General features: G+C 40.9%; 22 protein-coding genes and 2 tRNA genes. 12 read left to right on the forward strand and 12 right to left on the reverse strand.

Annotated elements, in window-relative coordinates:
• Positions 1-48 precede the first annotated feature (48 nt).
• From QXR92_06955 to QXR92_06965, 3 genes are read left to right on the forward strand one after another with little or no spacing between them, the layout of a single operon-like run.
• Positions 49-843: an ABC transporter ATP-binding protein gene (locus QXR92_06955; protein MEM0319738.1), complete on the forward strand. Its 795-nt coding sequence runs from the start codon at positions 49-51 to the stop codon at positions 841-843.
• Positions 844-854: 11 nt separating this feature from the next.
• Positions 855-3749, forward strand: coding sequence for a hypothetical protein (locus QXR92_06960; GenBank protein ID MEM0319739.1), 2895 nt, complete (start codon positions 855-857; stop codon positions 3747-3749).
• Positions 3746-4984 carry an ABC transporter permease gene (locus QXR92_06965; GenBank protein ID MEM0319740.1) on the forward strand — a complete coding sequence of 413 codons (1239 nt, stop codon included), beginning with the start codon at positions 3746-3748 and terminating at the stop codon, positions 4982-4984. The genes QXR92_06960 and QXR92_06965 overlap by 4 nt, the downstream gene beginning before the upstream one ends.
• Here the strand turns inward: QXR92_06965 and QXR92_06970 are convergent.
• The 5 genes from QXR92_06970 to QXR92_06990 form a co-directional block, all read right to left on the reverse strand.
• Positions 4971-5813: a CBS domain-containing protein gene (locus QXR92_06970; GenBank protein MEM0319741.1), complete on the reverse strand. Its 843-nt coding sequence runs from the start codon at positions 5811-5813 to the stop codon at positions 4971-4973. The genes QXR92_06965 and QXR92_06970 overlap by 14 nt on opposite strands.
• Positions 5814-5919: 106 nt before the next feature.
• A complete protein-coding gene (locus QXR92_06975; GenBank protein MEM0319742.1) occupies positions 5920-7881 on the reverse strand; it encodes an arginine--tRNA ligase in 1962 nt (653 codons plus the stop codon).
• 113 nt (positions 7882-7994) lie between these two features.
• A complete protein-coding gene (locus tag QXR92_06980; protein ID MEM0319743.1) occupies positions 7995-8768 on the reverse strand; it encodes a KaiC domain-containing protein in 774 nt (257 codons plus the stop codon).
• 64 nt (positions 8769-8832) lie between these two features.
• Positions 8833-9306, reverse strand: a complete 474-nt coding sequence (locus tag QXR92_06985; protein MEM0319744.1) for a GIY-YIG nuclease family protein — start codon at positions 9304-9306, stop codon at positions 8833-8835.
• A complete protein-coding gene (locus QXR92_06990) occupies positions 9303-9839 on the reverse strand; it encodes a cob(I)yrinic acid a,c-diamide adenosyltransferase (protein MEM0319745.1) in 537 nt (178 codons plus the stop codon). The genes QXR92_06985 and QXR92_06990 overlap by 4 nt, the downstream gene beginning before the upstream one ends.
• Positions 9840-9964: 125 nt before the next feature.
• Here QXR92_06990 and QXR92_06995 point away from each other — a divergent pair, with 125 nt between their 5' ends.
• The 4 genes from QXR92_06995 (at position 9965) to QXR92_07010 (ending at position 13210) form a co-directional block, all read left to right on the forward strand.
• Positions 9965-11278, forward strand: coding sequence for an APC family permease (locus QXR92_06995; GenBank protein MEM0319746.1), 1314 nt, complete (start codon positions 9965-9967; stop codon positions 11276-11278).
• Between the two features lie 35 nt (positions 11279-11313).
• Positions 11314-11388: transfer RNA gene (locus tag QXR92_07000), tRNA-Asp, on the forward strand.
• A gap of 56 nt (positions 11389-11444) precedes the next feature.
• Positions 11445-12272, forward strand: a complete 828-nt coding sequence (locus QXR92_07005; GenBank protein MEM0319747.1) for a BtpA/SgcQ family protein — start codon at positions 11445-11447, stop codon at positions 12270-12272.
• Positions 12272-13210: a carbohydrate kinase family protein gene (locus tag QXR92_07010; GenBank protein MEM0319748.1), complete on the forward strand. Its 939-nt coding sequence runs from the start codon at positions 12272-12274 to the stop codon at positions 13208-13210. Before QXR92_07005 ends, QXR92_07010 begins: the two co-directional genes overlap by 1 nt.
• A gap of 80 nt (positions 13211-13290) precedes the next feature.
• Here the strand turns inward: QXR92_07010 and QXR92_07015 are convergent, their stop codons facing one another.
• From QXR92_07015 to QXR92_07030, 4 genes are all read right to left on the reverse strand, one after another.
• Positions 13291-14052: an ABC transporter permease gene (locus tag QXR92_07015; protein MEM0319749.1), complete on the reverse strand. Its 762-nt coding sequence runs from the start codon at positions 14050-14052 to the stop codon at positions 13291-13293.
• On the reverse strand, positions 14028-14960 hold the full coding sequence (locus tag QXR92_07020) for an ABC transporter ATP-binding protein (GenBank protein ID MEM0319750.1): 933 nt from the start codon (positions 14958-14960) through the stop codon (positions 14028-14030). Before QXR92_07020 ends, QXR92_07015 begins: the two co-directional genes overlap by 25 nt.
• Before the next feature lie 136 nt (positions 14961-15096).
• A tRNA-Tyr gene (locus tag QXR92_07025) sits at positions 15097-15197 on the reverse strand.
• 133 nt (positions 15198-15330) lie between these two features.
• Entirely contained in the window at positions 15331-15705 is a 375-nt protein-coding gene (locus tag QXR92_07030; GenBank protein ID MEM0319751.1) for a hypothetical protein, read from the reverse strand.
• A gap of 147 nt (positions 15706-15852) precedes the next feature.
• Between QXR92_07030 and QXR92_07035 the strand changes: the two genes are divergently transcribed.
• On the forward strand, positions 15853-16041 hold the full coding sequence (locus QXR92_07035) for a ribbon-helix-helix domain-containing protein (GenBank protein MEM0319752.1): 189 nt from the start codon (positions 15853-15855) through the stop codon (positions 16039-16041).
• Between the two features lie 5 nt (positions 16042-16046).
• On the opposite strand, the gene QXR92_07040 is transcribed toward QXR92_07035, so the two are convergent.
• Together QXR92_07040 and QXR92_07045 are read right to left on the reverse strand one after the other, a co-directional pair.
• Complete coding sequence (locus QXR92_07040) at positions 16047-16727, reverse strand: MBL fold metallo-hydrolase (protein MEM0319753.1); 681 nt, start codon at positions 16725-16727, stop codon at positions 16047-16049.
• A 105-nt stretch (positions 16728-16832) separates the two neighbouring features.
• Entirely contained in the window at positions 16833-18209 is a 1377-nt protein-coding gene (locus QXR92_07045; GenBank protein MEM0319754.1) for a bifunctional hydroxymethylpyrimidine kinase/phosphomethylpyrimidine kinase, read from the reverse strand.
• Between the two features lie 179 nt (positions 18210-18388).
• On the opposite strand from QXR92_07045, the gene QXR92_07050 reads away from it, so the two are divergent.
• The 3 genes from QXR92_07050 to QXR92_07060 all read left to right on the forward strand — a co-directional run bounded on the left by QXR92_07050 (position 18389) and on the right by QXR92_07060 (position 21851).
• On the forward strand, positions 18389-19342 hold the full coding sequence (locus QXR92_07050) for an aldo/keto reductase (GenBank protein ID MEM0319755.1): 954 nt from the start codon (positions 18389-18391) through the stop codon (positions 19340-19342).
• Positions 19343-19354: 12 nt separating this feature from the next.
• The gene (locus QXR92_07055) at positions 19355-20455 is read left to right on the forward strand and encodes an NAD(P)/FAD-dependent oxidoreductase (GenBank protein MEM0319756.1); all 1101 of its coding nucleotides are present in this window, start codon (positions 19355-19357) and stop codon (positions 20453-20455) included.
• A gap of 217 nt (positions 20456-20672) precedes the next feature.
• A complete protein-coding gene (locus QXR92_07060) occupies positions 20673-21851 on the forward strand; it encodes an alanine--glyoxylate aminotransferase family protein (GenBank protein MEM0319757.1) in 1179 nt (392 codons plus the stop codon).
• Positions 21852-21899: 48 nt separating this feature from the next.
• Here the strand turns inward: QXR92_07060 and QXR92_07065 are convergent, their stop codons facing one another.
• Positions 21900-22850, reverse strand: coding sequence for a Gfo/Idh/MocA family oxidoreductase (locus tag QXR92_07065; protein MEM0319758.1), 951 nt, complete (start codon positions 22848-22850; stop codon positions 21900-21902).
• Between the two features lie 95 nt (positions 22851-22945).
• On the opposite strand from QXR92_07065, the gene QXR92_07070 reads away from it, so the two are divergent.
• A complete protein-coding gene (locus QXR92_07070; GenBank protein ID MEM0319759.1) occupies positions 22946-24442 on the forward strand; it encodes a phenylalanine--tRNA ligase subunit alpha in 1497 nt (498 codons plus the stop codon).
• Positions 24443-24444: the final 2 nt, after the last annotated feature.

The raw sequence follows: 24444 nt of genomic DNA on the forward strand, positions 1-24444 counted from the left end.
TTGAAAAAAGCAAGTGCAAAAGGACCAGAAAGAATGGAGGCAGGTCCCATGGAGGGGGAGAAGAGCTATATTGATGCGAGTAATGCGTTAGCGCTGAGAGACGAGGAAAAAGATGCTTCAAAGAAGGAGTTAATAAAGCTGGAAGAAGTTCATAAGATATATAGACAGGGTGATGCTGTATTTTCTGCACTGAGAGGAGTTTCTCTAACTATAAATGAGGGGGACTTTATAGCAATAATGGGACCCTCCGGTTCTGGTAAGTCAACTCTGTTGAATATAATGGGTCTTCTGGATCGTCCAACAAGAGGAAGAATTTACATAGAGGGAAAAGATGTTTCAAAACTAAATGATAAGGCTCTAGCTAAGATTCGCAACCAAAAAATTGGCTTTGTTTTTCAGTTCTTCAATCTAATCAATAGGTTCACAATCTATGAAAACATAGAACTCCCCCTCCTAATAAGAGAACTTAGTAAAAAAGAAAGGAAAATTCTAGTTGAATCAGCTCTGATAAAAGCAGGTGGAGAACTTATTTGGCTTCAGAAAAGGCCTAATCAACTATCTGGAGGACAGCAGCAGAGGGTAGCAATAGCTAGAGCTCTTGTTACTTCTCCAAAGGTAATCCTGGCAGATGAGCCAACAGGAAACTTGGACAGAAAATCTGGCAGAGTAGTGATGGAGGAATTTGTCAGATTGAACTCCATGGGACAAACCATTGTAGTTGTTACGCATGATCCAGAAGTTGCTAACTGCTCTAAAAAGATTATTTATTTAAGGAATGGAGAAATTGTAAACGTTGAGGAAAAAGTTAATTTTAGTAAATGCCTCCTGAATACAACAACCTAAGTGATTTAAACTTGCATGAGGAAGAGAAAATGAGCGGTAGGCTGAACGGACTTCTAGCATTGATCCTCTTAATAATAGCTCTATCATTTTACGCTCAAGCTCAAGCTCCAGCGGATGTTTCCATACAATCAGTCAATTTCAAATCACAGCAGAACAGCAACGTATATCCTGGTTCGTCAAATGCTCAGCTCAGAATAGACGTGCAGTTCAATGTTAATGCCTCCAACCCAATTGGAAATCTGAAGAATCTTCCTCCTGGCTTCTCTCCATCAAGCGGCTATAGTACCTCCTCAGGAGGAAGAGACCTCTATGGGAATGCTGCTAGAAATGTTACTGCAGGAGAGACAATTTATTTTCTCTTTTACCTAAATATTGATAAGAGTGTTCAGCCGGGAACTTACTACATAGATTTCTCCATAACTTACATGGGGAGCAATGGAGATATCATTACAGATTATTTCAGGATCCCCGTTCAAATCAGTCCATACCCAACTCCCCAGATCATTGTAACATCCTATGCCTGGAATCCAGCGGGATACCCTGGAACTCATGGCACATCCCTACAAATAACATTGGAGAATGATGGTCAAAGCACCCTATCCTCGGCATCAGTGAATATATTGCTTCCTGATGGAATAAGCATAGATAATTCGCAAATACAGCTTGGAACTCTGAATTCCGGAAGCAGGATTTCAGTGACTTTTTCAGGTATAGATATTGACAGCAATGTTCAGCCGGGAAATTATACAGCATATTTGCAGGTGAATGCTCTAATGACTACTGCAGATGGTGTCAGCTACAACTCTACTTTTAATATTCCATTTGAAATAGCTGTACTTCAACTTCCTGAAAAGTACAGAGAGCTGAATGTACTTTCTGCTTATTGGGGAGATGTTAGACCGCAACCAGCCTATAGCAATTCCATGTACGCACAGCTCAATGTAATCTATGTAAATGCAGGTGACTATGCAATAAGCTCCATTCAGACAGTGCTGGTTTCCTCCTACATTTCCCCTGTTCAAGTAGCAGCTGTATACTATGGCTCATTGCAAGGTGGATCATCTACAACAATGACGTACTATCTGTCAATTAATTCATCTTCATTTCTCCAGGAGATCCCCATGAAAGCTGTAGTATTCTACAGAGTTGACTTGGGAGGAGGTAGCTACGTCGAGGTGGGAGATGACCTGAATTTTACTGTGAACATTGAGAGCTATCCTCTAGCAAATGAGAAAAATCCCATTAGCCTCGTTTCATGGGGCTGGCAAAATGGCTACTCTGTATTTCCAAAGACTAGAGGAGCTATATTGAGCATAACTGTTTCCAATAACCTACCATTTTCAATATCAGGAGCCAATTTCACTCTTTTGCTACCTGAAGGTTTTGATCTAGACTCATCCACAAGAGAGATTTTTGCTTCAAACCCCATTCCTGCATATGGTTCCTTCTCAATGCAGTTTAAGATTAATGTGGGGGATGTTTCTCCAGGAAGCTATAGGGCACTGGTTCTTGCCGAATATCTTGTCAATAGCGGAGGCCCCGGGTTCAAGCAAATCACTGCACTTCCCATAAATTTCAACATAAGTGATGAGTCTGAAGCGGTACAGGTTTTGAATTGGGGATGGACTGAGGGAAGTGCAGATGTTTTCTCCTATGGCTCCAATTACTATGTTATCATTAGAAACCTGAAGTTCGATGCCGTAAATAATCCTGTTCTGCTTGTCTACCTACCAAGCGGTTTTCTCTTCTCATCTACGAATACTTCCATGGGAGGAGTCCTGCCGGCATCTTCCCAATCAGTTTCCCAAGTGATTCCTCTGCAGAACATACAGGAATATATTCAACAGTCAGTTTCTTCCAATATAATGAGCAGCAGCGCTCCTTCATCATATCAGAAAGGCAGCTCGCTGTATTTCACATTCCCTCTCAACATAAATCTCAATAGCACTGGAACTTATTATGCAAATGCCTCTCTATCCTTTGTAGATGTATGGGGAAACATGAGAGAGATTCAGCTGAAGCTTCCTCTCACCGTCTATGGGTCTGTGAACTACATTGATGTGAGGATCTCTGGAATGCTGGATATAAGAAACAAATACACAAATCTAACTGTTCTCGTGAAGAATGAGGGATCCTCGCCAGCATACAATGTATATTTGACTCTCTCCCCTCCATCATCCATACTTACTCCGCAGTCGTCTAGCTCTATATTAATAGCAAGCCCATCTACTATCTACATTAAGAAAATCGATGCTGGACAAACAATCAGTATACCAGTGACGTTCGTATACAATCCATTTTCCTCTCAATCGATTATGGGATCTACATCTATAGTGAACTACGGAGTTGTTCCTCTTCAGATCTCTGTTCAATATAGAGATGCGGGCGGGCAACAACATAGCTTTAACAACCAAATAGCAATAGCTGTGGAGCCATTCATTGATCTCTCTCTATCTGGAGTGAGTACTTTTCTTTCAAATGGAACTTTGAGAGTCAGCGGAATGTTGATAAACTATGGAAGTCAGACTGCCTATAGGATAAGCATAGATCTGTTTGCTTCAAATTCCTCAGCATCGACCTTCATCGGAGATCTTGATGCTGGTTCACAAACAGCTTTCCGACTGGATCTCCAGGTCCCTCCAAGCATAAATAAAGAAAATGTTACGATGGTGATAAGCTATTATAACGGATACAATGAACTCACCAGAAAAGTTGTTGAGTTCTCGGTGACGGCCCAACCTCCAGAAGCTCCAGTTCAGACGACCCAGCAGCCATCCCTCCTAAGTGTAACCGAGATCAGAATTGCTGTTGTTATGGTGGGGATCTTTTTGCTATTGTCTGGTATGCTAATTTTCAGGATGTACAGAGCGCACTCCAAAAAAATAAGAGAGATGGAGGAGGCTTGAGCTCAATCTTATCCTTTCTCTCCTTCATAGCCATTTCCTTTAAGATGGCTGCTAGGACTCTGGGACAGAGGAAAATTAGAAGTGTTTTGACAATAATGGGAATCTTGATTGGACCAGCCGTAATAATAACAATAGGTGCAGTTGTAGGAGGATATTCGCAATATATAATAAATCAAGTCACAAGTCTCGGACAGAATAACATTATGATTTCTCCTGCTTCAGACTACACTCTAACGAATGATGACCTGAACTACATAAAGTCATTACCAAATGTGGAAGATGCTGAGCCTTACTATCTCCTTCAGGCAGTGGTTAAGAGAGGAGACAAGGACATGCAGATATACATTTACTGCACTGATGTGGATTTCATTCTCAAATCCATAGGTGGGATTAAGATAAAGAGCGGAGAAGCACCACTTCCCAGCGATACACTAGGAGGGCTTATTGGATACAAAATTGCTTACGATGACAATGGGAACTTGCTCCATGGTGTTGGAGATGTTGTTTCAATAAAATACTATGCTTCAGTTAGCAGGGGAATACCTCAATACAAGACCACAAATATAATAGTTAGGGGGATTCTCGATGAGTATGGAGGTGCCCTCTTCTTCAGCCCTGACCAAACCATAGTTATGCCCCTGGATGCTGGTCAGAAGATCTTTGGAATGAAAAGCTGGTCGGGCATCTTAGTCAGGATGAGCGATCCTGCATATGTGAAGGACTTTGTAAATACTATAAAAAATACCTATGGAGACAAAGTATCTGTTATCTCCTTCAGCGCAATTGCTGATGTGGTCTCGAGCATTACAGCAGCAGTTAATTACGTCAATTATGTGGCCTCTCTTTCAGCAGTTGCCGTCGCTATAGCTGGAACAACTGCGACTATGGTCACTTCTGTTATTGAGAGAACCAGAGAAATTGGTGTGATGAAAGCACTTGGCTATACAAACAGAAGAATAGTCATTATAGTGCTTACTGAGTCTCTCCTGATGAGCTTGGTAGCAGCAACTTCGGGAATATTGCTCGGAGTAGCCGGAGCTCTCTATCTTGGAAGAGGCGGAATGACAATAAGGGCTGGAACAAGCACAATTGTATTGGCTGCTAGCCCTGTATTTACGCTTAATCTCATTTCCTCGGCTCTTCTGCTAACAATTATGGTAGGTGTGATTGGTGGGCTTCTACCTGCATATATGGCAGCTAAAATCCCTCCAGCTGTTGCTCTCAGATACGAGTAATTTCCTGTTTGTTCAGCTCCTCATTCAGAATCCTCAACATATCTCTGTCAGTAAAAAGACCAACATTCCCATCGTTGTCTCTCACGAAAACAGCCCCCATTCTTTCAGCCGCTAGGATTGAGGCAACTTCCCTCATGCTGTAGGAACAGTCCAAAGTCCATGGATTTTCGGCTATTAGTTTGACTTTCTCCTCTATTGGGCTTCTGCTTCCTTTCAGAAGTTCCCTCATCGATGTTTCCGAAGTAATATGATATAGAACTTTAAGCAATGAAACAATGCCATATATAGACCCATTTTCAACTACTACTAGATGTCTTATGCCGGAGGTCAGCATAACTCCTACGGCAGCTAGTATCTCTTCTTCAGCTTCAATTGTTATTAGTTTCCATGTTGCTTTCCCGCATATGTTCCCTTGAGAAAAATCACTTACGGCTCTTATGAGATTTCTTTCCTCGATGGCTCCAATTATTTTCCCTTCCTCATCTAATATCGGTAAAAATCCGATGTTTCTCTCCATCATCAAATTTACTGACTCCTTGAGAGAGGTGGATGGAGATACACTTACTATGGGCCTGCTAGCATAAAGCTTTGCGGAGCTCTCAAGAATTTTTCCAAGATAGCCAAGCTCAATTAGCTCTATTCCTTCTTCCCCTTCTATGAATATTGCCTTAGCTATGTCTCTTATACTGAGGACTCCCCATGGCTTCGAAGAGTCGTCAACCAAAATTGCATGATTTCTATTCCTTCTGAGAATTTCTCTGGAAGCTCTAAGGAGACTCTCATTGAAATTCAGAACCACTGGTTTCATATCAGCATATGGAAGTATCAATTAAGACACCATTATAATTAAGGTTCGAGGTTCCTTATATCTGCTCTTATTTTCATCTAAGAAGTAAGAGCGCTGACCTTGAAGAAATGCTTGTGAATGAAAAAGCTCAGATCCTCTCGGGAGCATCTATTCCAAGAATCGAGAGGGACGATTTTAAAATTGTTCTGATTGATTCCACTGCATAGAGCTTCATTATTCTCATGCATTCTTCGCCTTCACTCAGAACTGGAACAGTATCATACCACTTGTTGAATAGCTGAGATAGTTCCCCTAAATAATTAACAAGAATCTCTGGCCTGAGCTCTTTCGATGCTTTGTAAATTATATAGGGAAAGGCGGAGGCCTTTTTTATAAGTTTCCAGGTATATTGATCTGTTTCCTTGGAGCAGATTTCTCCTTCTACATATGTGAAGTTTGCTCTTTTCAGAAGGCTGTTAGCTCTAGCATAAGTATATTGCAAATATGGTCCTGTGTTTCTCTCAAAATTTATTATTTCCTCCAGCTTCAGGATAATTGGCTTGTCCGGTGATATGCTAACTAGGGAGTGTCTAACTGCCCCCCTCCCTATCTTCATCGATGTAGTTTTTGCTTCATCATCTGGCATATCTCTGTTCCTCTTTTTGATTTCCAGGGAGGCAACTTCCTCGGCTTTCTCTAAAAGCTCATCCAGAGTTATGTACTTACCCCTTCTCCCGCTCATCTTAAAGCCGTACAGATTTACCATTTCATAGGAATAGTGAATGAGCTTCCTTGCATATTCCTTGTATCCCAATGCGAATAGAGCCAACCTTATTTGCGCCTGTGGAAGCATTTGCTCTTTTCCAACAACGTTTATAACATAATCAGCAGCTGTTTCCCTGAATTTTCTAATTGAGTATGCTATATCTCTGGTTGTGTAGAGAGTTGTTCCATCGCTTCTCCTCAACACCAGTGGAGGTATTTCCATATCTTTGGGAATTCTCAGCTTTTCCCTCAACTCATCGGTGAGAATTGGCGAGAAATCTAAGCTCTCTGTCCCTTTGCTTAGCGAGAAAATGGGTGAACTCCTTGCCTTTGCCAGGATCTCGCTGACTTCTCCACTCCATATTAGATCGCTCTCCCAATCCCAATTATTGAACTCCACATTTATCTTGCTCAGCGTTTCCTTGAATCCTTGAAGAACTCTTTCGATTATGCTCCTATACATTTCAGCAGTTTTCTTGTCTCCATATTCATAAAGAATTGATATTTTTGAAATTTCCTCTTCGGGATTCTTGTCTTTCAGTATTTTTTCTGAGAGCTGTTCAAAAACATCTGGAATGCTTTCTCTTAGTCTAAATATTTCAGCAACCAATTCATCCTGCTTCGCAATCAATTCTCTGTATCTCTCATCACTAGCAGCTCTGATTTCGTTTTTAATTGTATTTAGCTCCAAAAGTAAGTTTGTGAGGGCATAGATTTTGCCAATCCAATGGTCAATTTTCCATCCTTTGGAGAGCTCCTCTATGCTTCTCCCATCCTCAACCAGTTTCGATAAACCATAAATTAATACTGCTACCTGCCTTCCCACATCGTCTACATAGAACCTTGTTTCAACGTTCAGGCCGTAAAATTTGAGAAGTCTTGCTAAGGTATCGCCAAGGCAGGAATTCCTAGCATGTCCCAAATGCAGGGGATGAACCGGATTAGCACTTGTATGCTCTACAACTACTTTCAGCTTCACTGTTTCGTGCTTACCATATGATTCCCTCATTCTCCCATATTCCTTGAAGAATTCCTTCATATACTTCGTTCTATCTAGCTTTAAATTCAAATACCCAGAAAATATTTGGACATCGGCATCAATCCCCGTTTCTTCTCTAATTTTTCCCGAGATATCAGTTGCGATTTTAAGCTGAATTTCACTTGGAATTCTCTCTCTCGAGAGAGGATAGGAAAAGTCTGCATCTATATTTTCGGGCGGCTCAGAGATCAAATATTCTCTATCTATGCTCGACGGAGGCAATCTTTCATTCAGTGTTCTCTTTATAATGTCTATTACTTTTACATAGATGTAATCTTGAAGCGGCTTGAGCTCAGTGAGAGTCATGATTTTAACTACCCAAGAATTCTTGAGTTCTTAACCATTTTTAATTTCTCCATAAGATATGTGATAGGTTCGATTTGGAAAATCGCACTTTACTTCAATTTTGAATGAAGCTATTATTCCATTTCTCCTGATTCTATTCCCCCCTCCCTCCTAGCAACTTTGAACAGTTTATTATGATAGACTATCACTCCTTTATCAGTGATTTCCATTGGATGCCTCCTCATGTCATGAGCTGTCCCTCTCATTTTCCAGACTATTATAGACCTATATAGCTGACCGTCAATTTCATCCAAATCAAGCCTAACGATGCCATCAACTGCATGCTCAACACCAGGACCTCCAAAGCCCCTCTCTGTCACGCTTACCTGCGAAACTATTAAGCTGGTAGTACCCATGCCAGCTAGAACTCTTTTTATAAGAAGAAGGGTGCTCCTAGCCATTGCTGGCTTCGAGAGATAGAGAGTTGATACAGAATCAATGGAGACTCTCTTGGCGTCCACATCTTTTATGGCAGCTCTCAGGACATCGATTAGCTCTCCCACATCGTCTGCGGTCTTCACTATATATTTTTCCCTTTTAGCAGCCTCTCCAATACCAGATGTAAAAGCATCTACTAAAGCAAACTTTCCCTCTTCCTCGTATTTTCTGACATCCCAACCGAAAGACATCATTGCTTTTCTTATTTGTACTGGATGCTCTTCCAGCGCTACAAATACTCCCGGCTCACCTATTGAGAGGCCGTAGAAAATGTACTGCTGAGAGAATATGGTCTTTCCAGTTCCTGGTCCTCCTGTCAGCAGAACAACGTTTTTCTCAGGGATTCCTCCATAGAGGAGCTCATCAAAGCCAGGAATCCCCGTTTTTACCTTTTTTATTACAGATGACACGTCATTCACCTCTGAAATCCTTTCACCATCTTTCTCTTCTATCTCACTATTAATCTTATCCATACTAAAGGATTAACTGTTGGACTTTACCTAAACGTTTTTCAAAGCAATTAACAATCTCTTCCAAGCGAAAATATTCACCGGCATTCTCAGAAATTAAAAAAAGGTGACCCCTTGCTTTTGAGTCAGATGAGCCAAATTTTTCCACAACTTCTTCAGCAGCTGATTCTATGCATTTACTAGCTTCATATTCCTTTCCCCTGCTCTGCGAGCATATCCAAATGAGCTCTATTGGATTGAAAAAATCTTTTGAGGTCAAGTAATCAATATGCCATCGAATTTTCTTGTTTCTTGAAAGATGCCTGGCGACTCTTTGAGCTATTCCTTTTCGGAGAAAAGAAGATCCAATGTATCCATACACGCCTGCTTTTAAGCTCAAAGTTCCAAGACTTCCTACTTGGATATCAACATTTTTTTCTAGCCGGAAAATGAGAAAATAGTAGCCAGTGCATGTTATGCTAGGAGCTCCAAAGCTCAACTTTCGCATTTTACTATATCAGCCTTCTCTCCAGTTATTCCATTTATAGCCAGCTGAATAGCATAAAGTGAGCTGCTTATCCTGTTCATTAGGGAAAGGACAAGCTGCTCCTCTCCAATCGGTTCTTTTCTCTCTATTAATTCAACAAGCCTTCTCTCCGCTCTCCTGACAAGAGTTCTGGCTAAGCTTACAGCAGCTGCTGCTGGATGCCCGCCGTTTAAGACAAATTGATTTCCAACATAGCTAGAATAAGAGTCGGCGATCTCCTCAAGTTTTTTGAGATCGTCTTGCGAAATGCATTTTTTTCCTGAAACTGTGAATCCTATTCTGAACAGCAAGGCTTGAATCCAGTTGAGCTTTTCTCTCAGAGATTGAAGCTCATTTGGAATAATGCTGCTGGCCAGCCCAAGAGCTGCTTCGGCCTCATCCAAGCTTCCCATGAACTCGATAAATGGATGGCTCTTTGGTATGAATTCCAGATACTTCAAACAGAATGTCTTCCCGCTATCTCCCTTTTTTGTGTAGAATTTCATGGAATTTCTACCAAAGAGATCGATCTGATTTTCGTGTTTTTATTAATTGGTGCATGTTTTTATACTCATTTTTGAGTAATTACTTTTAAATATTGTTTTCCCTTTTTTAATTTAGTGTGATGAAGTTGAGCAGGAAAATAACATACATTGAAGCTGTAATGATGGGCATAGGAGGAATGTTCGGACTGGCAATATTTGTTTTTCCAGGTACAGTAGCAAAGATGATAGGCAGCTGGGAGGTTTTGACTTGGCCAGTTGCAGGCTTGCTCATGATACCTGTGGGACTCATTTATTCAGAACTATCCAGCGCTTTCAAAGTTAATGGAGGTCCAGCAGTATATACAAGGTTAGTATTTGGAGATAGCTTCATATCCAAATTGCTTTCATTCTTAACTTTGATGGGCTTCTTTGTTGGTTGGACAATAGCTATAGTCATAGGAGCGATAGCAGCTCCGATGTATTTATCATTTTCCTTTCCAATGCTGGAGAATTTTTATGCAATCCTTCCACCGATCATGGTAATAGCAATTTTGCTGATTTCAATTTCTGGTTATAGAAGGGCTTCCAGAGTGAACTATGCTCTTACAGCAGCGCTGCTAGTTGTAACCATTTTTTACATCTCAACAATATCCTCTAGAGGAGAATTATCCAACATTATTCCAAGCAATAGCTTGAATATTTCTAGCTTCTTCTCATCCATAGGAATAGTTATTGGTGCATACGGCGCCTGGGTCGGGATACCATCCCTGTACAAGGAGATAAGGGATCCTGAAAGGGTCGTTCCAAAAGCTACAGCAGTCTCAATTATAGCTACAGCAATCGTATATACAGCTCTTGTTATTTCGCTGCATGCCGTTGTTCCATATAGTTATTTTCTCACAAATCCTAAAGCGCAAACATCTCCCTTTTCTTTTGCCTTGGAAATCCTGGGGAGCAATCAAGGCATTAAGGTAATCTTCTCGATGGCAGTATTCCTTGCAATTGCAACTACGATGTTGATAGGAGTTCTTAGCCTGAGTGCCTCTATAAATTCAGGGTCTGAGCAAGGTGTAATACCAATTTCAATTTCAAAATATGATAAAAAGCTCGGAGACAAGCATATCATTTCAACATTGATAGCAGCAATTCCATCTGTAGTTCTATCAATGGTGCCTCAATACTTCTTCCAGCTCATGGTTATAGGCCTTGTAATTGGGACCGATCTACCTTACTTAATAAATGTTTCATCCTACTTGTACTACAAATATAAGGGAATGGACAAAATTGCTGACTACAAACTTAAGCATGGCGTATTTTTGGGACTACTATCTTTTGTAATAATAGGAATATCTGCCCTGAACTTGTCAATGCTTGAACTTTTCTGGAGTGGAGTGACTGTAGCCATTCTCTGCGCACTCTTCGTTTTGAGAGAATTTTTGAGTAAGAGAGAAAAGGCATAAAACTTATAATCTAACTACAATTAAGTTTAGAGCGAGCCGCGGTAGTATAGCCTGGCCTAGTATGCGGGCCTGTCGAGCCCGTGACCCGGGTTCAAATCCCGGCCGCGGCGTTTCCTTTTTATCCTTGAATTAGAAATTTTATACAAAAAATTATGAGGCTTTGAAAATGAGAGGTTTTTTCCCCAGGATTATAGGAGTCATACATCTTCCCAGACTACCATCCATAACATATCCCGTAAAAAATAGTGTTGGTGACATAGCAGCATTTGCTGTGGAGGAGGCCAGAATTCTGGAAGAGCTTGGATATGATGGGGCAATCATCGAGAACTTTGGGGATACTCCATACTTGAAAAGAGTGAGCGATCCCCTTACCCTATCAGCTTTTTCAGTAATAGCCAGAGAAGTGAGGAAGTCTGTCAGTATTCAGGTGGGAATAAACGTTCTTAGAAACTCTGGAAGAGAGGCCTACTCAATAGCAGTAGCCACTGGTTCTGACTTTGTGCGAGTGAACGCTCTTTCTGAGACGATCATATCAGATTCAGGCATTATAGAGGCTGAATCAACAGCGATGCGGGATGTAAGGCTAAACTATCCAGGTGTGAAAGTATTTGCTGATATATTGGTTAAGCATGCTGGCAGCTTATATTATCTTTCTCTCAAAGAGATGGAAGCTAAGATTGGAGGAAAGGAAGAAGGATTTATGGAGAGCATCTTGATGGATACTGTAGAAAGAGGTGGTGCTGACGCCATCATTGTTACGGGTATGAGAACTGGGGAACCTCCGGTTGAGGAGGAGCTAAAAATGATAAAGAGAATTTCGCCCGTTCCTGTATATGTGGGAAGCGGTGCAACAAAACAAAACATAGCTAGGTTACTTGAGCATGCAGATGGGGTAATCGTGGGAACCTCGATTAAGATTGGAAAAAAAGCAGGAAATAGAATTGATAGGAAAGAGGCTGAAGAATTCATTAAGGCTGCCAGGGGGAAAATTTAATGAAGGTGGCAGTCATAGGACATGCCCTGGTTGATCATGAATATGTTGTTGATAGGATAGCTGAAACGGACGATGAGTACAGGATAATTGAGAACTTCTCATCCCCAGGCGGCTCAGCCCTGAATACATCCGTTGGACTGAAGGAATTAGGAAATCTTCCTGTACTTATTGCTAATGTTGGGAGAGATAGGAGGGGGCTTTTTCTCAGAAGCTTCATTAAGAAAAGAAATCTTGAAATGAGTGGTTTAAGAATCAGAGAAGGCAGAACAGGTTTCTGCATAGTTATAAGAGATACTTTTGGAGGAGTCAGAATCTTCAGTAAATTGGGGGTCTCGGAGCCTATTTACTTCGATGAGAAAATGGAAAAAGCTCTAAGAGGTGTTGAGGGAATTCATATTGCTTCCCTGAGTATTGGAAATATAGGTGAGCTCCTTAATTTTCTCACAGCAATTGATTTAGGAGAAAGGATAACGTGGGATATTGGTAGAGTTGTTTCAAAAAGCCCTGAAGAGAGTATTGTAGAGATTGCTAAGAGAATGTCAGTCATATTCATAAGCGAAAGGGAAGCAATGAATATTGCACCTGAACTTTCACCACGGGATACTGCCTCTAGACTGTCTTCATATATAGAGGGATTGCTTGTATTGAAGAAAAGCGATGGTGGAGAAGTTTATAGCGGAGGAAGAAAAATTGCTGCTATTAAATTGAAGAAAAAATTTCAAGCTATAGATACACTTGGAGCTGGAGATGCATTTGCTTCCTCTTTTTTGACCAGTTACTTTTCTGGAGAAAGCGCGGAGGACTCATTAGGAAAGGCCATCATATATGCTGGCTTGAAGGTAGGGAGAAAGGGAGGAAGTAATATGCCATCAGCAAAGGAGCTATATGAGGAATGGGCTGACAGAAGTGAAAGATATCTCGAACATGAAGATTCATGAATTTTACATTTTTGGAACCAAAATATGGAGCTTAAATGCTTGGTTTAAGGCTCATATCGCTGAAAATTACACATTCGAATTCAGATCTCACGCCATCTGCTTCTGTACATAGCTATTTCCATGAACAATATCATCTCCACAACTAGAATTATCCATAAAAATATTTCATTGATTGGCAGCATTGGAATAAGTCCAAGATGGTAATGAAGGATAGCTGCTGTTGAACTTGTTGGGACAATCATGGAGATTTTTGCTATTAATGGAGGAAGTATTGTTGATGGATAATATACTGGAGGAATAACTGAGATGGCAAACGAAAGTATTCCGGAAAGAGGCCAAACAAATCTCGGCTCCTTTACGAATGTTGCCAAAGTAAATGAGAGACCGGAAAGAGATAGAAGAGAGAGAAGTAGCGCAAAGATATAGTAAATTAGGTTTGATAGGTTCAGGATATTGTAGTATACCATGAGTACAACGAACAAGCCTATACCTGGAATAGAGAAGAAGAGCCCGCTCAGCATCAAACCCATAAGGTATGAAACTGGTCTTATTGGACTTGCAACCATCATGTCCTGAAATTTTACTTCCCTCTTGTAGAATACCGTATCTCCCATTAGGCCTATTGCATTAGATGAAATTATCATCAGAAGACCTCCAACAAGGGAAAACATTAGCATATCTGGCCTAGCATATAATCGCATAAGTATGAGGAATGATGCTGGAGGTACAATATTGCTTATCATCCAAAGAGGATTTCGCCTCGCTGCAACTATTCCATTTAACCATGCTAGAGCTAGCGCTGCTCGTGCCTGCACAATCATTCTTCTCCAATTAGCTTCCATTTCTCCTCACCCACAGATCTGAGGAATACATCTTCGAGTGTGGTTACACTGCCTACTGCTCTGCATCCTCTTTCATTCAAGTAGCTAATAGCGCTTTCGAGGTCGTCATTTAGGTAAATTATGTATGGGGGCATGCTGCCATGCACTTCTCCAAACTTCATCATCATGTCTCTATCACATTCATCTAAAACCTCAACTTTTCTCTTCCACTTGAAATTGCTCAGAAGCGAGCTGGGTTCTCCTTCGATTATCTTCTCACCATTATGGATTATGATTACCTTATCGCTGAGCTTCTCAGCTTCATCCATGTAATGAGTTGTGAGCAGTATTGTCTTTCCTTTTTTCTTCAAGAGAGCAATCTTTCCCCACAAGTCCCTTCTAGCAAGGGGATCGAGTCCAATGGTGGGTTCATCCAGCATGATGAGCTCAACATTCATTGCCAGAACAACAGCCAAGAGAAGCCTCCTTTGAAAACCTCCGCTTAAATCCCAGGCAGCCTTATTCATATCGGCTTCTGAAAACTCAAGTTCTCTCAAAACCTCCTTTGCCCTTATTCTTGCTTCTCCAAAGGAAAAGCCTCTCATTGTGAGCACAGCTACTATATATTCAATGGGTGATGGAAAGAGAAGTGGCTTTGCATCTTGAGGTATAACAGCTATTCTCTCTCTAATTTCATAGGGCTGACTAATAGCATCGTATCCGAGAACCTCAATTTCTCCCTTTGTTGGCAATAGCTGTGTAGCAGCTATTCTCAGAAAGGTTGTTTTTCCGGCTCCATTTCTTCCGAGCAAAGTTGTTATCTTTCCTTTCTCCATAGTAAGAGAGAGATTCTTGAGAGCGGTTATTGAATTTCTTTTGCTATTGTAGATTTTCCATAGGGATTTGGCTTTTATAGCATCATTGGGCAAAAAAATCACCTTACCTAATCATAAGATATCTAAAGAGGAGATTTTCTTTAGGATTAATATTAATGCTGTTACCTGTTTGAAAATTAAGGATAAGCTGGAAGATGGCTGGGATAGGAATTGTATAATAAATGTAAGGTCCCCCCGCCGGGCATCGAACCCGGGACCTGCCGGTATCGGCGAGATCATGTGGGGACCGTCTCACTACAGCCGGCCGCTCTACCGCTGAGCTACGGGGGGCTGCCTTTTTACAAGGCATGCGGCAAATATTTTTTCAGAAAATGACCTTTTTAATTTTTCCTGATTTGCTAATCTGCTTAATGAAAATGCTGAAAAGGAAGCTTTCAGTCCTTCTTATAGATAAGAGAGAATATTATCTATCTATTAGCTGAGGCTGAAATATTTGCTTCTCCTTGTCAACTTTCTCTTCTATTTCCTCTATCATGAATTCCAGGTTCAGAGTTCTTTCTTCTAGAGCCTTTATCATTGAAGCTTGTATTTTGCCTTGTCTCTCAAACTGTTTTTTGATATCCTCTATTGTGCTTTCCACTCTGGAGAGCTTTTCTGCGAGCTCATTTATTTTTCCTGTATCCATAGCACCAGATGAGAGGTTACCATTTTTTGCTAGTGCGATTCCATTTTTTATCAGAACTTTTATGAGATCTGTAACTTGTATGCCATAATTTTCAGCAACTTGCCTTAGCTCCTCATATAGCTTATCCGGCAAAGAAAGATGAACAGTTGGCATTAGTCTTTCCCTTTCAAGAAAAATACTGAATTATTAATATTTATTAGATTCTCTGTAAGTCTTTTTATATATAGAATAAGATGGTAATACCACGACCGAGATGCTAATAATAAAATGACTCATAATATATAACTGAAGGGAAAAGAGATGACCCTGAAGATTATTACATTTAAAATCGATGAGGAGCTGCTGGAGAGAATTGACCTACTGGCCCAGGAAACTGGGACAAATAGGAGCGACATAATTAGAAAAGCGATTCTGCTATATGTTAATAAGATGGAAAAGGAGGCCACAATAAAGAAGCCCAGAATAAAAATAATTAAGGATACGGAATGAATGCGCTATTTTTCCAGTCCTTTGAAGGTTAATATCTTCATCCTCTCATCTGAAGTACCCTTCTCACATAGAGAGAAAGGCTGCTCTGTCGAGATCACCTCAGCTTTAGCGAACTTTAGAAAATCCTTTAGAGGGGAGATTGGTAGGTTCATTCCGCTTCTCCAGTAGTGCATGGGAACGAGATATCTCGGATTTATTCTGCTCCCTATTTCCCATGCCTCAGAAGGATCTATGGTAAAGTATCCTCCTACCGGGATGAAAAGGACATCCACCCTTTCCTTTCCCAGCCACTCAAAGTAATCATCCTTTGGCATCTCTCCTACATCTCCCATGTGAAGAAGACGATATCCTTTTAACTCAATGAGATATGTTGAAACAAATCCTCTCTTCTTCCCACTCTCCTTATCATGTGAAACCTTCTTTCCTTTCAACAGCAATTTCTCTCCATTTATTTCGATCTCCTTCTCTCCTTCAAACATATCAAACACAACTGAGTTCGGCTTTGAGACATTTTCCTTTGCATTGTGATCGAAATGGTCATGTGTTATCAGAATCAAGTCAGCCTTCGTGTTTATGGGCTTCAATCCTATGCTATATCCGTCGTGAGGATCAATAATGATTGAAACTTTTTCTGTTTGTATCTGAAAGGCCGCATGACCATGATAAAAGACTTTTATGCATTCCAAATTTCACACCCTAGATTTAACTATTTCTTTCCAGATATTTATTGATGATTATTTTTACTCTTTACCCGCTGTTAATTCTCAAAAACTAAGTATGCTTGTGTCTTTTCACCTCACGCTTTTCGCTATTCTTATTACTTTTTCGACAACCCCGAAGGGATCCGTATCGAACACAAATGCTAAGGGTTCCTTTCCAAATCCTCCCCTATCTATGATCAAATCTGGTATCTTGTTTCCTGCCCTCCTAACTGCCACTTCGATTCCCCAAGGAGTGGTGGCACCCTCCTTATTTCTTATTTCTGGAGGCTCCTCCATTCTATCGAAATAGGAAGTTCTAATTCCCAGCTGTTCTGCTATCTCCTCTAAGTTATCTGTATAAGCTATATTCATAGCAGACCTCTTGCTCGGATCGAATCTCATCATGGAGATCACTGCACTAGCTACATGTTTGGAAGCTCCAAATTCCGGAGGATAAGGAGCAGCTAGCTTCTTTCCAATAAGAACAATCCTACCAGGAAATCCAGCTACATCCTCTGTGGTTCTCGCATACCAGGCTGGCAGACTCATCACGAAGTTTATGCCTACTTCTGGATATAGCTTCGATACTGCTTCCCCATTTTCTATGAGGATTTTAACAGCTTCTTTCAGCGACTGCAGTATTCTGAAGCGCTCAGCTGGTATTTCGATCCAAGAACCAGGATTAACTGGGCAATGCCCTCCACCAACTTTTGTTCCGTAAAATATGGATTGAGTGATAAATTCCTTGGCGCGCTTAATGGATGATATAACATCAAGCTTCCAGGCTAAGTTAGCAGCAATGGCGGCGCTGAAGGAGCATCCAGTTCCATGCGTGCATCCCTCCTCTATCCAATTTCCTGATAGAATGTGGTATTCACCATTGTAGTAAACAACATCTGATGCTCTATCTCCCTCTATATGTCCCCCTTTTACAACAACTACTTTGGGGGAAAACTCCTTTTGAATGACAAGAGCAGCCCTTTTAGCATCTTCAATATTTCTTATTTTTAGTCCCGAAAGAACTTCAGCTTCCATTCTATTAGGTGTTACAACCTCTGCTCTTGGAAGAATTTTGCTCTTAAGAGCATCAATTGCATCCTCTCTTAGAAGGCGAGCCCCGCTTTTGGCTACCATTACTGGATCCACAACAAGTGGGAAATCGTACTTGCTGAGAACCGAAGCTACAGCATCAATTATCTCCTTGCTGCTAAGCATTCCAGTCTTTGCTGCATCGACCCCTATATCCTCAACAACTGCCTCGATCTGTTTTACAACTACAGCTGGGGGAACATCATGTATTGCAGTAACTTCCTTGGTGTTCTGAGCTGTTATGCTAGTTATTGCACTCATTCCGTGAACTCCATGGACAAGAAAAGTCTTCAAGTCTGCCTGGATCCCAGCTCCTCCTCCCGAATCGCTACCAGCAATGGTGAGCGCTCTAGGTGGGTGATTGAATTTCCAAGACATAACATTCACCTATTACCAACTTCTAATCATATTAATAATAAAATTTTCGCATATTTATTCAGCAATTTTTAAACATCGTTCTGCTCCTCCTTGTTGAGTTTCCAATGCTCGGAAATTGAAAAGTAGTCTAGAAAAAATAATAAGCAATAATGAACATGAATTAAGGAGAGATGAACTTCATGGAATTTAGAAACCTTGGATTAACGGAGGAAAAAGTAAGTGAAGTTGGATTAGGAACATGGCAGTTCAGCGAATCTTGGGGAATTCTCGATTATGAAGTTGCCAAAAAAGTTATAGCAGCTGCTATTGAGCATGAGATTAATTTCATAGATACAGCCATAGCTTATGGATTGGGAAAAAGCGAGGAGTTCATTGGTAGAGCCATCAAGGAATTGAAAGCTAGGGATAGCGTTCTCATTGCAACAAAAATTCCAGGAGAGTTTCTAGCAGAGCACGATGTTCTGCATGCAGTAGCAGGAAGCCTGAGAAGACTGCAAACGGATCACGTTGAATTAATGCAGGTGCACTCTCCTCCTTTGTGGAATAATATTCCTACATGTGAGTACATGAGAGCGCTGGAAAAATTGGTCTTCATGGGCCTCATAGATTACATAGGATTGAGCAATTTTCCACCGATATTGATAGAGGAAGCCAGAAGCTGCCTCTCAAGAGAAGATGTTGTTAGCATTCAAGTTAGATATAACTTGATTGAAAGAGAGGCAGAGAAGGAAATAATTCATTATTCATTGAGCACTGGTATGAGCTTAATAAGTTGGAGCCCACTTGCAAAGGGAGCACTCTCAGGAAAGTACACCCTTGAGAATCTTCCAAAGTTCACTGATGTAAGGGGAAGCGAACCAATATTCATTCAGCAGAATTTTGAGAAAATATACCCGTTGTTGGAGAAGCTGAAGGAGATTGCGCTTAAATATAATAAAACGCAGCCGCAAGTTGCTCTGAACTGGCTGCTAAGCTCTTATGACAACATAATTGTAATACCTGGGGCAAAATCTCCTGAGCAGGTAGTAGAAAATGCCGGAGCTTCTGGATGGAAAATGAGCTTCAATGATTGGAGGGAGCTGGAGGAGCTCTCCAGAAGAATAACTATATTTAGAAGCTTGAAAGCTCCATGAAGGATTTTTGCCTTGAAAGTCGGAATTATTGGCGGAGGGATCTCGGGGATCCTCTCTGCTATAAAACTGCTTAAAGCTGGCTGCGATGTATTTCTCTACGAAGAGCATCAGAGCATAGGATATCCCAAGCACTGTACTGGACTTATATCAGAGAGAACTCAGAAGGAGCTCGAATATGCCGGAAAGAAGTGCACAGATTCATTTTATTCTTCGATCAATTTCGAGATTCCGTTTGAGGGAAGATTGAAGCTTTTTTCTAAATACAAGATAGTTCACCTTGATAGAGCTTGTCTGGAGAGAGAGCTCTTTCATTTATTTGAAGATTTAGGGGGAAAGGCATTTCTTGGAAAAAAAGCCACCTTAGATGGGAGGAATCACATCATTGCTGGAGGCCATTCTGCATATTTCGACCACGTAATAGTTGCTGAGGGAATTAGAAGAGAGATATCAAAAAAATTTTTAAAATACTTGAAAAATGAACAAAAAGTGTTTGGATTGAATGTTGTTTATAGAGCAAAGCATGAACTTGAGGGCATTACTGTCGGCTTCCATCCATCTATAGCTAAGGGATTTTTCTACTGGATTTTTCCCACAGCTGAGAATACGGTAATCGTTGGAGCAGGAACATCAAATCCAAGAAACCTGAATAATAGCATATCACTATTGACAAAAGTTTACAACCTAAATACTCCAATTGAGATTGAAAGGTATGGAGGATGGATAAGCACTGGCCCTCCCCCAAAAAGGCAGGAAATCAGAGATATAACTTTTATTGGTGATGCCTTTGGAATGCAAAAGCCTATAACTGGTGGGGGAATTTTTCCAATTACATATGCTCTGAAAGGTGTAGAGGAAAAAAGCTGTGTATCTTCCATTGAAGTTCTGAGGGAGAATTCAATAAAAATAACGAATTTATTGAAAAAACAGCTACCAATCGCGAGGATAGCTCACTCAGAGAGCTTTTACACTTTAGCTAGAAAAATAATAGGAACCTTCAATGGTCTGGAGATAGTTGATGAGCAGGGCCTGTTCGATTATGATAGGCATGAAACGATTTTTCCATACATATTGCTACACTTCTTCGATTTTCTGAGAGAAATTAAAATTAAATAGAAAGGAAATTTCCCCCGCCTTACCGTTCCAGCTTCATCTTCATCTGCCTCTGGCATTTCTGCGGACGTGAGACTGGCGGGGCTCAATACTTCTTCTTTCAATCTGAAAATAAAAATTTACTCTCTGAAAAGTCTTATTTTGTTGTTTCATTACTATACATTTTATATCGCGCCTTTTCTTGAAAATACTACTAAGAAAAATGTAGGGGGGCTGATTAATGGAAAAGAAGGGCAATGATTTGCTCACACACAAGTTAATTCTCACTCCTGGCCCAACTGAGATGCCGAGAGAGCTGCTTCTCTCCCTTGCAAAGGACGTGGAAAACCCTGATCTCGATCAATCCTTCTACGATTTTTACCATGGAATTTATCAGAAGCTTGCTAGATTACTGAACTCGTGGAATCATAGAGCATTGATAATGCTTGGAGAAGCAATGCTCGGCCTTGAAGCCAGCATAATCAATTTGCTAGAAGAGGGGGAAGAGGGATTAGTCCTCTCAAATGGCTTTTTCGGGGATGGATTCTCCGATTTACTTAATTTGACGGGAAGAAAATCAAAGGTATGTAAGTGGGATGAAAGAGAGGGTATTCCAGCCGATGAAACTGAAAAATGCATAGAGCAGAGTCCCAATTCCAAAGCAGTTTATATGGTTCACTGCGAGACTCCAACAGGGGTACTGAATCCAGTTGAAAAAATTGCTCCAATTGCTTCTGAATCTGGTAAATATGTAGTTGTAGACGCAGTATCCAGCATGTTCACAACTCCAATTTATGCTGATGAATGGAAGGTGGATGTTCTCATAGGTGGAAGTCAGAAAGCCTTGAATTTGCCACCAGGACTAACAATACTAATGATTAGCGACAAGGCATGGAAATACTCAGTCAGTAAGAACACAAAATCTTTCTACCTTTCTTTCTCCCAGTGGAGGGGATTTCTGGAAAATAGAGAGATGACTCCATATACTCACTCAATGAACCACCTTAGAGCGCTTGACGATGCGCTAATTAGAATGATAAACGAAGGGGAAGATAATGTATACAGGAGGCACGAGAAGATTAGAGAGGCATCATGGAAGGCTGCTTCCCTACTTGGACTTGAGCTATTTCCAAGAGATATAAAGAGCGCATGTCCAGGAGTTACAGCAGTCCTCCTCCCCAGCGATATTTCATCAATTGAAGCCAGCCAATGGATAATGAACAGATATGGAATAATGCTGGGGACAGGTCTGGGAAAGCTCAGAGAGAGAATACTTAGGATAGGACATATGGGCTTTACAGCATCACTAGACTACCTTCTATTAGCTTATCTTGCTGTTGGGAGCTATCTAAAGGAGAAGGGAAAAGTTAGACCAGTTGATATAGTAGAATCTCTGGAGGCAATAATGAGGATCAAATAATTTTTTCCCTTCCAAAATAGAACTCTATTATAATTAAGCTAACCGCTTTTATTCTTGACTCTTCCTTTTATTTTTTCCATTCTCAAGGGCCTTATGAGCAATTTCTAGGTTCTTCAATCCATCAAAGAATGTTATTGGTACTCTACTTCCGCTGGCAACTGATGAAAGGAAGGCCTCATCCTCTATAGTGAGAGGCTCTCTTTTCTGAATCATTCTCTCCATTTTCCACTTTCCCGTATAAACCTCTAAGCTTTGCTGCATGAAGTCCAACTGTGCGACTCCATTTGTCCCTGTTATTATAGCTTTCCTTTCCTTATAGGGTGTTACCCTGTTCGCCTCTATCGAATGTATGTGAGTATCATAGTCGAGAAGTATAAAGCAGGAATCCTCGTGGTCTTTCGAATAGCGATAGTAGTAGAATGAATAAACCTTTTCAGGAGTCTTGCCTGCCAAATCAATAGAGAGATCTATATCATGAATAGCTAGATCCAGCACAACCCCCACATCCGATATCCTCGCCACGAATGGTCCAACCCTTCTCGATGTGATTGAGATGATATTTCCAAGCACTCCTTCAGCTATTGCGTTTTTCAGCTCCTGATAGGCAGGATTGAATCTCTCTATATGTCCCACCATTACCTTTTCTAGAATAGATTTTGGATATTTTCCTGCAAGCTCTTTTGCTTTCTGAACGTCATCGCCTAGAGGTTTTTCCACGAATATATATTCTATTCCGCTCTCAATGAGCTTTTCCAAAATTTCCAAATGTGTAAATGTTGGGGAAGCTACAACGGGAATAACATCGTTTCCTTCGCTCCTAATAGCCTCATCTATATCCTTGTAAAACCTCACTCCAAATTTTGAGGAGACCATCTTTGCCTTCTGCTCATCTGGCTCCACAATAAACGATAGAGAGTGGCCGAATTTTGGAGCAATTTCATTGAGAACTCTAGCGTGTGCCTGACCCATATATCCAGCTCCTATAATTCCCAGCTTCATAAACGTTCCCCAATTGGGTATGAGGAGCTCAGTTAATATTTTTAATTAGCAAACTTATTCAGTTTAATTTACTGAATGTGAAAAAGGGTTCAGCTATGGAGAAAGCAACATTAACGGAGGGAGAAAGAAAGCTGCTTGCGGTTTTGATAAATTTAGGTAAAGATGTTGAAGTGAATTTCCTTTCCGAACTAACTGGCTTCCCCTCATCTACCGTAAATGCTTTAATAGAGCTCCTAAAATCAAAAGGACTGATTAGAGAGGAAGTATCGTATACTCTAAACTACAGACTTACAAATGAAGGAAAAGAGGCTTTGGAGAACGGATTGCCGGAAGAAAAGTTAACATCAGTCCTTCTAAATTCCGGCCCTCTTTCTATACCTGAGCTAGAAAATCGCTTGGGAAGAAAGCTTCTTCAAATAGCCCTTGGTGCTGCTAGAAAGAGAGGAGTAGTTGAAGTGAAGGAAGGAAAAGCATATCTAGTCAAGGAAAGACTCAACGAGATCACCATTGATAGGGAAGTTCTCAAGAGGATTGGAAGGGGCGAAGCTCTGGAAAAAGAGCTAGAAAGCAGGCTGGAAACTCTGATGAGAAGAGGATTGATCGAGAAAGAACTTAGGAAAGTGAGAAAAGTTAGGGCGGAAATGCCTGCAGCTAAAACAGCTATTGAAACTCAATCGGAAGTATTGGTAAAAATGACATCGCAGGATTTGACCAGTGGAAGATGGAGGGAGGCCTACATAAAGGAGTACAATGTTGAAGCACTTCCTCCAAGACAGCATCCCGGCATTCCAAGCTTCTACATGCTATTTATTGAGAGAATAAAAGATATACTAAAATCCCTCGGATTCCGTGAAGTTGTAGGGCCAATTGTGGAGACTGAGTTCTGGAACTTCGATGTTCTATTTCAAGCCCAAGACCATCCCTCCAGAGAAATACATGATACATTCTGGATAGACCTAGACAACGAAAACTTATATGCTGATAAAAATTTAGTCGAGAGGGCTAGGACAGTACATGAGAGCGGAGGGAAGAGCGGAAGCAAGGGCTGGAGGTACAAGTGGAAGCAGGAAAATGCTGCTAGACTCATACTCAGAACGCAGATGACTGCTGTATCTGCGAGAACCCTAGCATCTAAACCTGAGCCACCATTTAGATTTTTTTCCATAGGAAAGGTCTTTAGACCGGATCTCATTGACTCAAGACATCTCCCAGAATTCTATCAGCTTGATGCAATAATTGGAGATAGAGACATGAACTTCTCTTTTCTGCTCGGCGCGATAGTGGAGTTCTTCGAGGAAATGGGCTTGAAGGAAGTTAGATTTAAGCCAGCTTATTTTCCTTTCACGGAGCCCAGCGTAGAAGGATATATAAAAATCGAACCACTGGGTTGGGTTGAAGTTTTTGGAGCTGGTTTATTCAGACCAGAAGTTTTGGAAATCTTAGATGTCAATGTTCCGGTGGGAGCCTGGGGTATGGGCCTCGACAGACTAGCAATGGCCTTGCTCAACATAGATGATATAAGAAAACTGTACTCAAGAGATGTCTTGCTGCTGAGAGAAGCTCTCTCAAAAAGAATTGAATCGCTAATTTGAGG

This window comes from Fervidicoccaceae archaeon, assembly GCA_038734945.1.
Taxonomy (GTDB): Archaea; Thermoproteota; Thermoprotei_A; order Sulfolobales; family Fervidicoccaceae; genus ARK-14.

What these genes read in the sequence shown, in the direction of transcription:
- QXR92_06955 (MEM0319738.1), top strand. Translation starts at nt 49, where the DNA reads ATGGAGGGGGAGAAGAGCTATATTGATGCGAGTAATGCGTTAGCGCTG.
- QXR92_06975 (MEM0319742.1), bottom strand. Translation starts at nt 7,881, where the DNA reads ATGACTCTCACTGAGCTCAAGCCGCTTCAAGATTACATCTATGTAAAA.
- QXR92_06990 (MEM0319745.1), bottom strand. Translation starts at nt 9,839, where the DNA reads ATGAAATTCTACACAAAAAAGGGAGATAGCGGGAAGACATTCTGTTTG.
- QXR92_07005 (MEM0319747.1), top strand. Translation starts at nt 11,445, where the DNA reads ATGAGAGGTTTTTTCCCCAGGATTATAGGAGTCATACATCTTCCCAGA.
- QXR92_07010 (MEM0319748.1), top strand. Translation starts at nt 12,272, where the DNA reads ATGAAGGTGGCAGTCATAGGACATGCCCTGGTTGATCATGAATATGTT.
- QXR92_07015 (MEM0319749.1), bottom strand. Translation starts at nt 14,052, where the DNA reads ATGGAAGCTAATTGGAGAAGAATGATTGTGCAGGCACGAGCAGCGCTA.
- QXR92_07030 (MEM0319751.1), bottom strand. Translation starts at nt 15,705, where the DNA reads ATGCCAACTGTTCATCTTTCTTTGCCGGATAAGCTATATGAGGAGCTA.
- QXR92_07035 (MEM0319752.1), top strand. Translation starts at nt 15,853, where the DNA reads ATGACCCTGAAGATTATTACATTTAAAATCGATGAGGAGCTGCTGGAG.
- QXR92_07045 (MEM0319754.1), bottom strand. Translation starts at nt 18,209, where the DNA reads ATGTCTTGGAAATTCAATCACCCACCTAGAGCGCTCACCATTGCTGGT.
- QXR92_07050 (MEM0319755.1), top strand. Translation starts at nt 18,389, where the DNA reads ATGGAATTTAGAAACCTTGGATTAACGGAGGAAAAAGTAAGTGAAGTT.
- QXR92_07060 (MEM0319757.1), top strand. Translation starts at nt 20,673, where the DNA reads ATGGAAAAGAAGGGCAATGATTTGCTCACACACAAGTTAATTCTCACT.
- QXR92_07065 (MEM0319758.1), bottom strand. Translation starts at nt 22,850, where the DNA reads ATGAAGCTGGGAATTATAGGAGCTGGATATATGGGTCAGGCACACGCT.
- QXR92_07070 (MEM0319759.1), top strand. Translation starts at nt 22,946, where the DNA reads ATGGAGAAAGCAACATTAACGGAGGGAGAAAGAAAGCTGCTTGCGGTT.